Annotated in this window: 12 protein-coding genes; 10 read left to right on the top strand and 2 right to left on the bottom strand. The window is 69.3% G+C overall.

Features of this window, described 5'->3' with window-relative positions:
- Positions 1–43: 43 nt before the first annotated feature.
- The gene (locus AC3EO7_RS01540; RefSeq protein ID WP_435590239.1) at positions 44–1,093 is read right to left on the bottom strand and encodes an AraC family transcriptional regulator; all 1,050 of its coding nucleotides are present in this window, start codon (positions 1,091–1,093) and stop codon (positions 44–46) included.
- Between the two features lie 90 nt (positions 1,094–1,183).
- Between AC3EO7_RS01540 and AC3EO7_RS01545 the strand changes: the two genes are divergently transcribed.
- From AC3EO7_RS01545 to AC3EO7_RS01580, 8 genes are all read left to right on the top strand, one after another.
- Complete coding sequence (locus AC3EO7_RS01545; RefSeq protein ID WP_435590240.1) at positions 1,184–2,443, top strand: acyl-CoA dehydrogenase family protein; 1,260 nt, start codon at positions 1,184–1,186, stop codon at positions 2,441–2,443.
- Entirely contained in the window at positions 2,440–3,213 is a 774-nt protein-coding gene (locus AC3EO7_RS01550) for an SDR family oxidoreductase (protein WP_431969054.1), read from the top strand. Before AC3EO7_RS01545 ends, AC3EO7_RS01550 begins: the two co-directional genes overlap by 4 nt.
- On the top strand, positions 3,210–4,355 hold the full coding sequence (locus AC3EO7_RS01555; protein WP_435590241.1) for a phosphotransferase family protein: 1,146 nt from the start codon (positions 3,210–3,212) through the stop codon (positions 4,353–4,355). The genes AC3EO7_RS01550 and AC3EO7_RS01555 overlap by 4 nt, the downstream gene beginning before the upstream one ends.
- On the top strand, positions 4,352–5,851 hold the full coding sequence (locus tag AC3EO7_RS01560) for a hypothetical protein (protein WP_435590242.1): 1,500 nt from the start codon (positions 4,352–4,354) through the stop codon (positions 5,849–5,851). The genes AC3EO7_RS01555 and AC3EO7_RS01560 overlap by 4 nt, the downstream gene beginning before the upstream one ends.
- 139 nt (positions 5,852–5,990) lie before the next feature.
- Positions 5,991–6,374 carry a hypothetical protein gene (locus AC3EO7_RS01565; RefSeq protein WP_435590243.1) on the top strand — a complete coding sequence of 128 codons (384 nt, stop codon included), beginning with the start codon at positions 5,991–5,993 and terminating at the stop codon, positions 6,372–6,374.
- Between the two features lie 358 nt (positions 6,375–6,732).
- Complete coding sequence (locus tag AC3EO7_RS01570) at positions 6,733–7,350, top strand: esterase/lipase family protein (RefSeq protein ID WP_431969046.1); 618 nt, start codon at positions 6,733–6,735, stop codon at positions 7,348–7,350.
- Positions 7,351–7,554: 204 nt separating this feature from the next.
- Positions 7,555–8,403: an LLM class flavin-dependent oxidoreductase gene (locus AC3EO7_RS01575; RefSeq protein ID WP_431969044.1), complete on the top strand. Its 849-nt coding sequence runs from the start codon at positions 7,555–7,557 to the stop codon at positions 8,401–8,403.
- A 213-nt stretch (positions 8,404–8,616) separates the two neighbouring features.
- Positions 8,617–9,129 carry a hypothetical protein gene (locus AC3EO7_RS01580; protein ID WP_431969042.1) on the top strand — a complete coding sequence of 171 codons (513 nt, stop codon included), beginning with the start codon at positions 8,617–8,619 and terminating at the stop codon, positions 9,127–9,129.
- A 96-nt stretch (positions 9,130–9,225) separates the two neighbouring features.
- On the opposite strand, the gene AC3EO7_RS01585 is transcribed toward AC3EO7_RS01580, so the two are convergent.
- Positions 9,226–10,419, bottom strand: a complete 1,194-nt coding sequence (locus tag AC3EO7_RS01585) for a PucR family transcriptional regulator (protein ID WP_435590244.1) — start codon at positions 10,417–10,419, stop codon at positions 9,226–9,228.
- A 178-nt stretch (positions 10,420–10,597) separates the two neighbouring features.
- Between AC3EO7_RS01585 and AC3EO7_RS01590 the strand changes: the two genes are divergently transcribed.
- Together AC3EO7_RS01590 and AC3EO7_RS01595 are read left to right on the top strand one after the other, a co-directional pair.
- The gene (locus AC3EO7_RS01590) at positions 10,598–12,166 is read left to right on the top strand and encodes a GMC family oxidoreductase (RefSeq protein ID WP_431969038.1); all 1,569 of its coding nucleotides are present in this window, start codon (positions 10,598–10,600) and stop codon (positions 12,164–12,166) included.
- Positions 12,163–13,860, top strand: a complete 1,698-nt coding sequence (locus AC3EO7_RS01595; RefSeq protein ID WP_431969036.1) for an aldehyde dehydrogenase family protein — start codon at positions 12,163–12,165, stop codon at positions 13,858–13,860. The genes AC3EO7_RS01590 and AC3EO7_RS01595 overlap by 4 nt, the downstream gene beginning before the upstream one ends.
- Positions 13,861–13,869: the final 9 nt, after the last annotated feature.

Consider the following 13,869-nt stretch of genomic DNA (forward strand, 5'->3'; position numbering starts at 1 on the left):
GATCGCCACCTATGGCGGACTCGGAAACGTCTGCGGCGGCGGATCATTCATCTCCGCGAACGCGCTCCGAACGGAGATCGCGCACCGGCCTCGAGTGGTCACGGCGGACGTCGCGCGCCGTCGTTCCCCACCAGCGGCGCGCGTATCGGCTGAGGCTGGCCGGGCTGTGCAGTCCGACGGTGGAGGCGATCTGCGCCAGCGGGAGGTCGGACTTGGTCAGCAGGGTCATGGCCCGCTCGCGGCGGGCGTCATCGAGGACGGCGGCGAACGTCCTTCCCTCCGCCGCCAAGTGGCGTTGCAGGCTGCGGGGCGATATCGCCAGCAGATCGGCGACGGCCGCGATCGTCGTGGGCCCGGTGCCGAGCGACTGCTGAAGCGCGACTTTGACGCGGCCCGCGATGGCGGAGCCTGCGGCGAAGGTCTGGGAGTCCAAATAGGACAGGGCCAGCAGGCGTGTCGTCCGGTCCCCGCCTTCGATGGCGCGCTGCGGGAGGTCCTTCGGAACGCGCAGCACTGCGGCGGGCTGCTGCCAATGCACCTGGGTGCCGAACAGTTCCTCGTAGCGTCGCCGCGGGGCCACCGGGCGGTGGGGTATCTCGACGGTGCGCAACCCGTAGTTGCCGCCGAGCAGGTATATGAGCGCGCGGTGCAGGAAGAGCAGTCCCATGTCGATGCTTTGGGGTGGCGCCTGCACGCCGTCGGGGTAGCCGTAGCGCACACCGATCACGGCCCGGGATCCTCGCGGGTCGGGGACGAGCCGCACGCTGAGGTTGCGCGCGTGGACGAAGAGATATTTGGCTGTGTAGTCGAGGGCGTCGATGGCGGTCGGCGCGTTCTGCAAGGCGACGGCCAGTGGCCCGAGCATGCTGAGGTCCTGTTCGAGGGCCACCCGCAGCCCGAAGTCGGGGCAGCGCAGTTCACGGGCGGCGGATTCGAGGATGGTGGCGATGGTGCTGTCGCGGACCATCAGTTCGTCGTCGTCCAAGGCGCCGTCCGGCGCGTTGGCGCGGCGCGCGAGGTCGTCCGCGTCGCCGCCCAACTGCTCGACGACGGTCCGCACGCCACGCAGACCCGCCGATCGCACCCATGCCATGGGTCCAGTGTCCGGCTGGTGTCGTGATCGGTCAATTTGTTGGCGTAATCGGTCAACTTTTCCGCTGGGCCGCTTCCTACCGTCGTGGCCATGGACTTTTCTCCGTCACCGCGGGCAGCCGAGCTCACCGAGGCGGTCCGCGCCTTCCTCGACGAGCACGTCACGCCGATCGAGCACGACTACCACCGACAGGTGGCCCGCACGCGCGCCCAGGGCGGCGACCCGTGGCAGCCGCTGCCGGTGCTCGCCGAGTTGCGGGAACGGGCCCGCGCCGAGGGACTGTGGAACCTCTTCCTCCCGGCCGGTCACGAGGGGCCCTACGCCGAGCGGTACGGCACCCGCGGCGGCGCGGGTCTGAGCAACACCGATTACGCGCCGGTGGCGGAGGCGATGGGTCGCTCCTTCATGGCCCCGTACGTGTTCAACTGCCATGCGCCCGATACCGGCAACGCCGAGGTCTTGCTGAAATACGGCTCACCGCACCAACAACGGGAGTGGCTCGATCCGCTGCTGGCGGGCGAGATCCGGAGCGCGTTCTGCATGACCGAACCCGGTGTCGCGTCCTCGGATGCCACGAACATGGAACTCACCGCCATCCTCGACGGCGACGAGGTGGTGCTCAACGGCCGCAAGTGGTGGTCGACGGGTGTGGGCCATCCCGACTGCAAGCTCCTGATCGTCATGGGCGTGACCGATCCGGGCGCGGAGCGCCACCGACGGCATTCGATGGTGCTGGTGCCGAGGGAAACCCCCGGCGTCCACGTGGAACGGATGCTCGACACGATGGGCTTCCAAGACGAGCCGTACGGACACGGTGAGGTCGTCTTCACCGATGTCCGTCTGCCCGCCGACAACATCGTCGCCGGTCCCGGACGGGCCTTCGAGATCGCGCAGGGCAGGCTCGGGCCCGGCCGTGTGCACCACTGCATGCGGCTCATCGGCCTGGCCGAGCACGCGCTCGAGCTCGCCTGCCGCCGCGGCCTGGACCGTGTCGCGTTCGGCAAGCCGCTGGCCAACCTCGGCGGCAACCGGGAACGAATCGCCGACGCCCGCATCGCGATCGATTCCATGCGCCTGCTCGTTCTGCACGCCGCGTGGAAGCTCGACCAGGGTGGCCCGTTGCACGCCCTGTCGGAGATCTCCCAGATCAAGGTGGCGGTGCCGAACATGGCGCAGCAGGTCATCGATTTCGCCATGCAGATCCACGGTGGCGGCGGTTTGAGCAACGACTTCCCGCTGGCGGCCGCCTGGACCGCCGCGCGCGCGGTCCGGCTGGCCGACGGCCCCGACGAGGTGCACCGCGGCATGGTCGCCCGAGTCGAACTCGGCAAGTACGGAGCGGCCCGATGAGCGAGTCGAATCGACCGTCCCCGCGGCGCGGGACCATCGTGATCACCGGCGCCAGTTCCGGACTCGGTGCGGAAATGGCGCGGCAGTTCGCCGACCTCGGCTACGACCTGGGCCTGGCGGCCCGGCGGCTCGACCGCCTCGAGGACGTGCGCGCCGAGATACACGCCCGGCACCCGCACCGCGTCGTCGAGCTCGCCGAACTCGACGTCACCGACGGCGCCGGTGTGCACGCGGTGATCGCCGACCTCGATCGGCGTCTGGGCGGCATCGACCGGCTCGTCGCCAACGCGGGCAGCGGGGCGGGCGCAGCCCTCGGCACCGGCGGCTGGGACGCCAACAACCAGACCGCGCAAACGAATTTCGTCGGCGTGCTGGCCCAGTGCGACGCCGCGATGGAGGTCTTCCGTCGCAGGCGGCGCGGACACCTGGTGTTGATCTCCTCGATGTCGGCGCTCCGCGGCATGCGGCGCGCGATGACGACATACGCGGCGAGCAAAGCCGGTGTCGCCGCGATCGCCGAGGGGATTCGCGCCGAAGGGCTGACGGATATCGACGTGTCGGTCGTCTATCCCGGCTACATCGCCTCGGAGATGAATGCCCATGTGCGCGAACGGACCCCGTTCCTGGTGGACACCGTCACCGGAGTCCGCGCCATGGTCGCCGCCATCGAGAAGCGCCGCGCCAAGGCGTATGTGCCCGCGTGGCCGTGGGTTCCGATCGGCGCCGCGATGCGGGTTCTGCCGCTCTCGATGGTGAGGAAACTGACGTGACCACGAGTACCGCCACCACCGCCGATGCCCGCGCCGTCCGGGACGAGGACGCGTTCGACGTCGCCGCGCTGGCTCGGTGGCTCGGTGACCACGCACGGCCCGGCTGGCGCGAACGGCTGACGGGTGTTCCGGTGGTCGAGCAGTTCTCCGGCGGCGCTTCGAATCTCACCTACCTGCTGCGCTATCCCGGTGGCGCCGAACTGATTCTGCGACGGCCGCCGGCGGGAACGAAGGCCGAAGGCGCGCACGACATGGCCCGCGAGTACCGAATCCAGTCCGCGCTGCATCCGGTCTACCCGCTGGCGCCCGCGACGGTGGCCCTCTGCGAGGACCCCGCGGTACTGGGCGGCCCGTTCTACGTGATGGAGCGGGTCGCGGGTCCCATTCCGCGCAAGGAGTTGCCCCGGCACACGCCACGCGATCCGGAGTCCGTGGCCGCGCTGTGCCGCCGGGTGATCGATCTGCTCGTCGACCTGCACGAGGTCGATATCGAGACCGCCGGACTGGCGGACCTCGGCAAGGGGGAGGGGTACGTCGCCCGGCAAGTCACCGGCTGGTCCGCCAGGTATCGCGCCGCCCGGACTCGTAATGTCGGCTCGTTCGAGCGCGTCATGGCCTGGCTGGATCGGAACCAGCCCGCCGATCGCGGCGCGGTACTCATCCACAACGACTTCCGCTTCGACAACATCGTTTTCGATCCCGACGATGCGACGGTGCCTGTCGCACTGCTGGATTGGGAGATGGCGACCGTTGGCGACCCGCTCATGGATCTCGGTGGCGCGCTGGCCTATTGGGTGCAGGCCGACGACGGGCCGCTGTTCCGGCGGTTCCGCAGGCAGCCGACCCACGTCCCCGGGATGATGACTCGCGCCGAGGTGGTGGACTACTACTGCCGCCGCACCGGTATCGAGCTCACCGAGGACCAGTGGGTTTTCTACGAGGTCTTCGGGCTGTTCCGGCTGGCCGGGATCTGCCAGCAGATCTATCACCGCTACTACCACGGCCAGACCACCAACCCGGCGTTTCGCTGGTTCGGCATCGCCGTCATAGCCCTGGAATGGCGCTGCCGCAGGATCATTCGGCGTGCCGAGAAGCGCCGTCGAGCCGGGCTCGGCGGCCGTACCGTGCGGAGCACGCGATGACGACGTCCGCGCAGCATGATCGGCAGGGCGCCGTCGCGGACCGTCCCCGCGTGGCATTCCCGCTGCGCGACGGCAGTCGCAGCACCAGCGCCACCGGCCGGGCGGTACTGGCCGATGCCGTGCGCGGCGTCGCGCCGGAACTGGCGAAAACTATGGCGTCCGCGTCGAATTGGCGCCGCGACTACGTCCATCATTTCGCCTCCGCCACTGAGCTCACCGCGCGCTCCGGCTCCGCTGCGTTGAGGATCGCCCGAGACGGTCTCACCGCACTGCGAACCCGGATGCGGCTGGCGACACCGCGGGAAGACCTGCCGCTGGACACGGACGTCCTTTCGTCCGCCATGCCGGTGGACACGACCACCGTGCTCGGACGAGGCGACACCGTCACTCGGTTGCGGGTCCCTTATCGCGGACGGCTGCTCGGCGGAACGGATCTGCTCGACCAGTTGGGCCGCTGGGTCGAGGCGGGTGTCGTCGAACCTGCTTTCGCGGAGGCGATCTCCGCCGTCGTCGCCGAACCCGCCGCATTGCGCCTGCCCGGCCGGACCGTCGTCCTGCTCGGCGCGGCAGCCGCGATGGGGCCGCTGGCGCATCTCGCCGGGTGGGGAGCGGACGTCGTCGTCATCGATGTTCCCGTGGCGTCGGTGCAGGCCCGCATCGAGCAGTTGGTCCGCGAAGGCTCCGGCCGAGCCGTCGTCCCGCGGCTGCGGACCCGCGAGCACTGCGGTTTGAGTCTCGGTGACGAGCTGCCCGAAACCGCGGCCTGGTTGCGCTCCGTACTGGCCGACCTGCCAGGGCCCGTGGTGGCGGCCCACTTCTACGCGGACAGCGGCACGCACGTGGAGCTCACGGCGGCAGCCGATCTCGTCGCGGAGGACGTGTGCCGGGCGCGCGACGACGCCGCCCTCGCTTACTTGGCCACCCCGACCGATTCGTTCCTCGTTCCCGCCGACGCGGTTCGGCAGGCGCACGCGCGGTGGGCGGACCCGCGGTGGAACACGCTGCCGCGTCGCGCGCTGCGAACGATCAGCGGCGGCACGCTCTTTCGGCGCGGCTTCGAGACCCGCAGCCGCGACGAGAGCGGCGTCGAATGGTCCGTCGTCAACACGCTCGTCGACGTCCAAGGCCCCAACTACGCACTGGCCAAACGCGCCCAACGCTGGCGCGCCATGGTGGCCGCGGCCGACGGCATCGCCGTCTCCGCCAATGTGGCGCCCTCGGCATGGACGCATTCGGTCACGAAGAACAAGGCGCTGGCCGCGGTGTTCCGCGCCGCCCACCACTACGGTGTCGAGATCTTCCACCCGGAGACCGCGTCGGCGCTGATGGCGGCCAAGCTCGTCGCGGACCTCTCAGGTCTCACACCGCCCCCCGCCGCGCATCCGGAGGCGCTGTTCAGCCACGACGCCGCGCACGGCGGGCTCTGGCGACAGCCGTTCACCCCGCATTCGGCGCTGCCGGTCGCGGCCTTGCACGGCATGCTCATCCGGCCGTAGGACGCAACTGATCCGCACCGTAGTCCGACACGTGTTGTGGCGCTTTATGTCTCCGTTAAGGAGACCGAATGAACAGCGTCATACGATCGGTGTTGTTCGACGATGGGCATCGGGTCCATCGCAACCGTGGGTGGGAATCATGAAGCGAATTCTGTTGACGCTGCTGGCTTCGAGTGTCGCGCTGGCGGCGGGTGCGGGGACGGCGAAGGCCGAGTCCTACTCGGACTCGCACTCGGGCAGCTGTTCCGACACGGTGGACGGGTGGGGCTACTTCTACGCCTACACCTACCAGTACGCCTACATCAGCAACAACAAGATCGAGAGCGAGAGCCACAGCTTCAGTTTCAGCGGATTCCTCGAAGGCGCCGAGGATGCCGAACTGCTGAACGGGAAGGACCGCAAATGGTTGATCTACCGCAGCGGTGATTTCGATCTGGCCGTCCCGTATGTCTCCGATTCGGGCCTGTTCGCGCGAGACAACCGCGATCGGGACAACGATTGGGTGAAGCTCTGCGACTACTAGGACCGCATCAAAGCTCTTGGAGCCAAGGGTGATTCGGATAATGCGGCTCGAGGTGGGGGACTTGGCATTCTGCCGGAGCCACACCTGATCCGTGCCGGCCGGTACTTCCGGGAAGCGGGATGCTGCTCGTCAGAGGCTACCTGCGACACGTCCGCGATTTCGATGACGTGGTCCGCGTGAAAAGCGTGTGTCCGCTACTGTCCCCACCGACATCCCGCCCCGAGGAAGCAGGTCGATGGACACGGTACGCAGGATTCTCACCCGTCTGGTTCCGGTCGCTGTGTGTTTGGTGGTCGGTCCCGTTGCCGCGGCCCCGGGGGCCGGTCCCGCTGCCGCGGCCCCGGTAATAGGACCAGCAATGAATCCCGTTCTGATGATCGGCGGGTTCGACGCGAATGTGAGCAAACTCGAGAACCTGCGGGTGTGGTTGAGTGGGCGCGGCTACATCGCCTACGCGATGGTGTTGCCCGGCCAACCTTCCGCGACCGCGCCGCTGGCCGACTCCGCTCGCGCCGTCGCCGACAAGGTCGCCGAGATCCGTCGCGAAACCGGTTCGGCGCGAGTGGATCTCGTCGGCCATTCGATGGGTGGACTCGCACAACGCCACTACGTGAAGTTCCTCGACGGGCGTGCGTCGGTGGGCGTCTACGTCGATTTCGGCACGCCCGAGAACGGCGAACCGCTCGCCCTGCTGTGCTCCCCGTTCTATCCGGGCTGCCGAGACCTGACCCCGGGGTCGCCGTTTCTCGCCGCGCTGAACGCCGCACCGGCCATTCCCTCTGACCTGCCCGCTTATCACCTGTTCTCCGAGGACGCGGGCGCGGAGCGGGAACCGCTGTCCGGCGCGACGAACGCGAGCGTGCAGTCGTTCTGCCCCGGACGCCGGGTATCCCACGCCGACGAACCGATCGACGCCGCGTTCCAGCAGCTGATCGACGCCGCGTTGCGGGGCGGCCCGCTGACCACCGACTGCTGAGCCGAACGACAGTGCTTGCCGCGCCGTCTGTTTCGCCAGTCGTGGCTCTCCGATTTGTGCGTCGCGGCTTGCCGAATCTATAGTGGCGGTAATCCGATTGGTGCTCCCTAGAAGTACAGCCGCAGAATGGGAGCCCACGCCGGCGTGATGCCGGGCGATGGAGTGGGCGGCAGAGTTTGCCCACCCATTTCCCTGGAGGAATCCATGCATATCGGACTCGGATTGCCGATCTCCGACCCCGTCGTTCTGCTCGATTGGGCTCGCCGCGCCGACGCGGGACCGTTCGCTACGCTCGGCCTGCTCGATCGCCTCGTCTACGACAACCCCGAACCGCTGATCGCGTTGTCGGTCATCGCCGGCGCGACCACACGCGTCAAGGTGCAAACCGAGGTGCTGCTCGCCCCGCTGCGCGACACGGCGCTGCTCGCCAAACAGGTTGCGACACTGGACCGGATGTCCGGCGGCAGGCTGGTGCTCGGTCTCGGTGTCGGCGGCCGTGACGACGATCATCTGGCCGCAGGCACCGAGCTGCGCGGCCGCGGCCGCCGGATGAACACCCAGCTCGCGCACCTGCGCAGCCTCTGGTCGGGCGAGCCGTTCGGCGCCGATTGCGGCCCGATCGGCCCGGCGCCGGTCCGGCCGGGCGGCCCGCCGATCCTCTTCGGCGGCTTCAAACCCGCCGCGCTGGAACGCATCGCCCGCTGGGGCGACGGGTTCCTCTCCGCGGTCCCGCCGCACTGGGCCGGTGACCTGTTCGACTCCGTCCGCAAGTCCTGGCACGACCACGGCCGCCACGGCGAACCGCGCATGGTCGCCCAGGTCAACGTCGCCCTCGGCCCGCAGCACGTGATCGATGACGCCCGCGCGGCCATCGGCGCGTACTACGAGTTCAGCGGCTGGGCCGACAACATGGTGTCCGGCCTGCGCACCACACCCGACGAGATCCGCACGACGATAAAGCAATTCGCCGATCTCGGCGCCGACGAGGTGATGCTGTACTGCTACGGCGGCGATCCCGGACAGGTCGATCGCATCGCTGATCTGATCGGCTGACCCACCGGCACCCGGGGCCGTCGGCGACGACGTCGGCGGACCCGGGAAGGCGCTATCGACTCCGGACGGTCTGCGTCACTGCTCCTTTCCGGCATGTGACGCGCTGGAATTCCGGCCTTTTCGAGTGCGTGGGTCTCCTGCCACTGCCTGGTTCGAATTGATATCCTCCGGGCCACAACATATTTCACCCGGATCCACATCAGGGGGAATGTCATGGGGGAGATATCGGCCGAAGCGGTGGCTGCTTTCGCGGCCGCTTTCGTCGCGACACTCGCGTTGATCGTGTCCACAGTATCGGCCGTCTACCTGGCCAAGCAGACTCGCACCGTCGCCGAGCAGACTCGCGCGGTGGCCGGGCAGACCGAGATCAGCAACGCGACGGCCGCGGTCGCCGCGAACAACGCGGTGCTGAGCGCGCTGCGCGAGGTGCACCTGCTGATGCTCGAACGACCCGGCTCGCGTCGATACTTCTACGGCAACAAACCACTGCCCGAGCAGCGAGAACAGCGCGACGAAATCCTCACCATCGCCGAACTGCTGGCCGATGTCATGACCAGCGGCATACACACGCACAACCAGATCCCCAACAGCAACAGCGCCGAGCCTTGGGACCACTACTGCCGCGCTACGCTGCGAAGCAGTCCGGCGCTGCGTGATCTGGTGGGTGACCATCCGACGTGGTGGCCCCACCTCTCGCCGCTGCTCCCGCAGGCGCCGTCTGCCTGACACGCCACATCCACCGATCGGCTGCATCCTCGCCGCCTATGACGGCTCTGTGCTCCGGGGGCCCGGCGAGCGCGCGGGTCCGGCGGCGCTGTGAATTCAGGATCGGTCCAGTCCGATGAGCCGCACGGCCGTCAGCGCGATGTACAGCTCGGCGGCCGCCTTCGGATCGGAGCAGCGGCGGTCGGTGAGGGTTTCGATGCGGCGCAGCCGGTAGTGGATGGTGTTGCGATGGTAGTGCAGGCGTTGCGCCACTTCGGTATTGGAGCCACCGCATTCGAACCACAGAGCGAGCGTGTCGAGGAGGGTGTCGCGTTCCTCGGCGGGCAGGTCGAGGACGGGCCCGAGCACGTCGTCGGCCAGGTGATGTGAGGCGGACGGAGCGTGCGCGAGCACGAGCGGAATGGGCGTGTTGCCGTAGACGGTGACCGTGGCGGCGCCGGGCGGTGCGCAGCGGCCCGCCAGCTCGGCCTCGCGCAGCGCGGTGCTGGCGTGCCCCGCGGTCGTGAACGTGCGGCTCACGCCGATGCGGCCGGTGGCGTGGTCCCTGAGCCGGTCGACCACCCGGTCGTGCACGCGTGCGGTGGCCAGGTTGAGCAGGCCGATGCGCGCGCCCGCCTCGGTGATCCAGATCGATTCGATGAATTCGGCGCGGAGCCGGTCCTCGATGCCGAGCAGCGGCGCCAGCGCCTCGGGCTCGGCCTCGGCGTGCACGACGAGGAAGCTGCCCAGCGGGGGCAAGTGCAGGGCGCGGGCGATGTCGCGCTGGGTCGGATCGTTGGAATCACCGTCGAGCAGTCTGCGCAACAGCGCGCGGCGCTCGGAGTCGTCGCGCCGGACGCGCTCGGTCAGGTAGTCGCCGTACGCCTCGGCGGCCGCACCCGAGTAGTCGTCGATGATCCGCCACATCTCCGAACCGAGCTGGGGCAATACGTCGAGGTTCGTGCCGGTCGACGCGCTGAGCGCGCGTTCCCACAGCAGTCGTCCGGCCAGGCGGTACGCGTGCAGCACCGCGGCCAGCGGCACGCCGAGCTCGGCTTTGACGCGACCGACGACGGTGGCGGGCTGTAGCCTGCGCCCGAGATTCCCGGAGAGCTGGCCGAGCACCGAGACGAGGTTGTCGCGCACGACGAGCCCGAGTTCGGCGTCGGTGAGCGCGGTCGATTCCGCGTACGCGTGATCGCCGGTGCGAATGCGGCCGACGAGCTCCGCGGTGAGATCGTCGACCTCGGCGAGCAGGGTGCGGGCCACGGCGGCGGAATCGTTCGTGGGCGGCTCGATCAGCGCGGTCATGGGTTCGATGGTAGGCATTCGCTCTGGATTGTGACTGTGCTGGCGCACAGTCGGGGTCCGGGGATCGGCAAACTCGCGCACATGGTGGGCGGCAGCCCCTGGCCCGCACTATCGACTGCGACAGTGACCGGGGTCATAGCACCCCGATTCGAGGATGCTTTCGAGAGAGGTGCCGACCGTGTACGACTACGTCGTCGTGGGCGCTGGATCCGCCGGATCCGTGCTGGCCAGTCGATTGTCCGAGGACCCGCGGGTCCAGGTGGCCGTGATCGAGGCCGGTCCGCAGGATACCGCCGACGAGATCCACTTGCCGGTCGCCTTCCCCGCGCTGTTCAAGAGCCCGCTCGACTGGGATTACGACACCGAGCCCGAACCCGGTCTGTCCTTCCGTCGCGCCTACCTGCCGCGCGGGCGCGTGCTCGGCGGGTCGAGTTCGATGAACGCGATGATCTACATCCGCGGGGCGCGTGCCGACTACGACGGCTGGGCCGCGGGCGGCGCCGACGGATGGAGCTACGACGAGGTCCTCCCGTACTTCCTGAAGGCCGAGGACAACGAACGCGGGAAGGACGCCTACCACGGCGCGGGCGGACCGTTGGCGGTGAGCGAGAGCCGATCGCAGCATCCGCTGGGCGAGGCGTTCCTGCTCGCCGCCGAACAGGCGGGCCACCCGCGCAACGACGACTTCAACGGCGCCACGCAGCTCGGCGTCGGCCGCTACCAGCTGACCCAGCGCAACGGCATGCGGTGCAGCGCCGCCGTCGGCTATCTGCACCCGGCCGCGTCGCGCCCCAACCTGACCGTGATCACCGACGCGCTCGCGCACCGGGTGGTGTTCGAGAACGGTCGCGCGACCGGCGTGGTCATCGGCCGGAACGGGAGCACGGAAGAGATTCGCGCTCGGCGCGAGGTGGTGCTGGCCGCGGGCGCCTACGGATCGGCGCAGTTGCTGCTGCTCTCGGGCGTCGGCCCGGCCGAACAGCTGGCGGCCTTCGGCATCGAGACGGTCCGCGATCTGCCGGTCGGCCAGAACATGCAGGACCACCTGTCGGTGTTTCTCAACTACCGCACCGATCGCGAGTCGCTGATGACCGCGCTCACCCCGGAGAACCTCGGTCTGTTGCAGGAAGCGGGCCGCGGGCCGCTGACCTCCAATGTCGGTGAGGCGGGCGGCTTCATCGAGACCCGCGCCGGTCTCGCCGGTCCGGACATCCAGTTCCACATGGCGCCGGTGCTCTTCCACGGCGAAGGCATGGGCGCGGCGACCGAGCACGGGTACGCGTTCGGTCCTTGCCTGGTCAACCCGACCAGTCGCGGCGAACTCACCCTGCGTTCCGCGGCCCCGGGTACGGCGCCGCGTATCCGCCACAACTACCTCGGCACCGAAGCCGACCGGCAGAGCATCCTCGCCGGTCTGCGCAGCGCGCTCGAGATCGCCGACCAGCCCGCGCTCCGGGAGCTCACCACCGGCGAATTCCTCACTCCCGCTGGTGATTCCGACGCCGAGCTGCTCGATTTCGCGGCCCGCACCGCGCAGACGCTCTATCACCCCACCTCGACCTGCGCCATCGGCGCCGTCGTCGACCCGCGCTTGCGCGTGTTCGGACTGCGCGGCCTTCGCGTGGCCGACGCCTCGGTCATGCCGTCGGTCGTCCGTGGCAACACCAACGCGCCCACGATCATGATCGGCGAGAAGGCCGCCGCCATGCTCCTCGAGGACGCCGATTCGGAAGGAAACCAGCCGTGACCACCACTGTGACCGCGACCGTCGAGGCCGCCGTCTCCGCGCTACGACGCGGTGAGATCGAGTGGGCGCGCACCGCGCTGTCCGCCCGCAGGCAACTGCTGGACCAGATTCACGCCAATACCGCACGGCACGCGCAGGAGTGGGTCGAGACCGCCGCCCGCATCAAGAAACTGCCCCTGGACTCGCCCCTGCTGGGTGAGGAGTGGGTCAGCGGCCCGTACTCCTTGCTCACCGGGGCCGCGGGGCTCGCGGAATCGCTGCTGGCGCTGGAGGAAGGGCGCAGCCCGGTCGACGGCTACCCGATGCGTCCGGCGCCCGGCGGCCGCACCGCCGTCGACGTGTTCCCGCACGGCATCTTCGATGCCCTGCTGCTCAACGGCTTCAGCGCCGAGGTCTGGTCGCGGCCCGGCGTCGACTCGGCAACAGTGCGCGCCCGTGCAGGTCTCGGCCAGCGCACTCCCGCCGACACCGGCGGTATCGGCGTCGTGCTCGGGGCGGGCAACATCTTCTCGATCGCCCCGCTGGACGTGCTGTACCAGCTCTACGCGGACAACCGGGTGGTGGCGCTGAAGCTCAACCCGATCACCGATCCGCTGCTGCCGGTGCTGGAGAAGATCTTCGCTCCGGCGATCGAGCGCGGTTTCGTCCGGGTGATCACCGGCGGCGCCGACGTGGGCTCGGCGCTGGTGCACCACCCCGATGTGAACGCGGTCCACATGACCGGCAGCTCGCTCACCCACGACGCCATCGTGTTCGGCACCGGGGCCGAGGGCGAACGGAACAAGGCGGCGGGCACGCCCGCACTGAACAAGCCGATCACCAGCGAGCTCGGCGGCGTCTCGCCCACGATCGTGGTGCCGGGTCGCTGGTCGAACGCGGACCTGCGTTTCCAGGCCGAGCACTTGGCCACGCAGCGGCTGCACAACAACGGGTACAACTGCGTCGCCGCGCAGGTCGCGGTGATCTCCGCGGACTGGCCGCAGAAGGAGCGGTTCCTCGACGAACTGCGCGCGGCGATCGACCGGGCGCCGCAGCGGCCCGACTACTACCCGGGATCGGCCGACCGGGTCGCGGCCGCGCGCCGGACCTACCCGCAGGCAGAGGCGATCGGCGCGCGCACGCTCATCGAGGGCCTGGCGCCGGATCGCGGCGAGCCCGCGCTGCACACCGAATACTTCGCGCCGGTGCTCGGCGTGATCGAACTGCCCGGCGACCCGGCCGCATTCCTGGCGCGGGCGGTTCAGGTGTGCAACGACGAGTTCGAGGGCACGCTCGGCGCGAACATCATCGCCCATCCCGCCAGCATCAAGCGGTTGGGCGAGCGATTCGACAAGGCCGTGACCGACCTGCGCTACGGCACCATCGCCGTCAACGCCTGGACCGGCCTCGGCTATCTCACCGCTCGCGCCTCGTGGGGCGCCTTCCCCGGGCACACCCTCGCCGACATCCAGAGCGGCATCGGCGTCGTGCACAACGCGCTGCTGATCGCCGAACCGGAGCGCACGGTGGTCCGCGGCCCGTTCCGTCCCGCGCCGCGGTCGCTGCTGCACGGCGAATTCAGTCTCTCGCCGAAGCCGCCGTGGTTCGTCACCAACCGCACCGGCGCCACGACCCTGCGGCGCTTGACCGATTTCGCGAAGAACCCCCGCGTCGCAGCCCTGCCGTCGATCTTCGCTTCCGCACTACGCGGCTGAGCACACAGG

It is taken from the genome of Nocardia sp. bgisy118 (genome assembly GCF_057708605.1).

Bases quoted from the DNA above. Each gene is read 5' to 3' on its own strand.
- AC3EO7_RS01540 (WP_435590239.1), bottom strand. From the start codon at position 1,093: ATGGCATGGGTGCGATCGGCGGGTCTGCGTGGCGTGCGGACCGTCGTC.
- AC3EO7_RS01545 (WP_435590240.1), top strand. From the start codon at position 1,184: ATGGACTTTTCTCCGTCACCGCGGGCAGCCGAGCTCACCGAGGCGGTC.
- AC3EO7_RS01550 (WP_431969054.1), top strand. From the start codon at position 2,440: ATGAGCGAGTCGAATCGACCGTCCCCGCGGCGCGGGACCATCGTGATC.
- AC3EO7_RS01560 (WP_435590242.1), top strand. From the start codon at position 4,352: ATGACGACGTCCGCGCAGCATGATCGGCAGGGCGCCGTCGCGGACCGT.
- AC3EO7_RS01565 (WP_435590243.1), top strand. From the start codon at position 5,991: ATGAAGCGAATTCTGTTGACGCTGCTGGCTTCGAGTGTCGCGCTGGCG.
- AC3EO7_RS01570 (WP_431969046.1), top strand. From the start codon at position 6,733: ATGAATCCCGTTCTGATGATCGGCGGGTTCGACGCGAATGTGAGCAAA.
- AC3EO7_RS01575 (WP_431969044.1), top strand. From the start codon at position 7,555: ATGCATATCGGACTCGGATTGCCGATCTCCGACCCCGTCGTTCTGCTC.
- AC3EO7_RS01580 (WP_431969042.1), top strand. From the start codon at position 8,617: ATGGGGGAGATATCGGCCGAAGCGGTGGCTGCTTTCGCGGCCGCTTTC.
- AC3EO7_RS01585 (WP_435590244.1), bottom strand. From the start codon at position 10,419: ATGACCGCGCTGATCGAGCCGCCCACGAACGATTCCGCCGCCGTGGCC.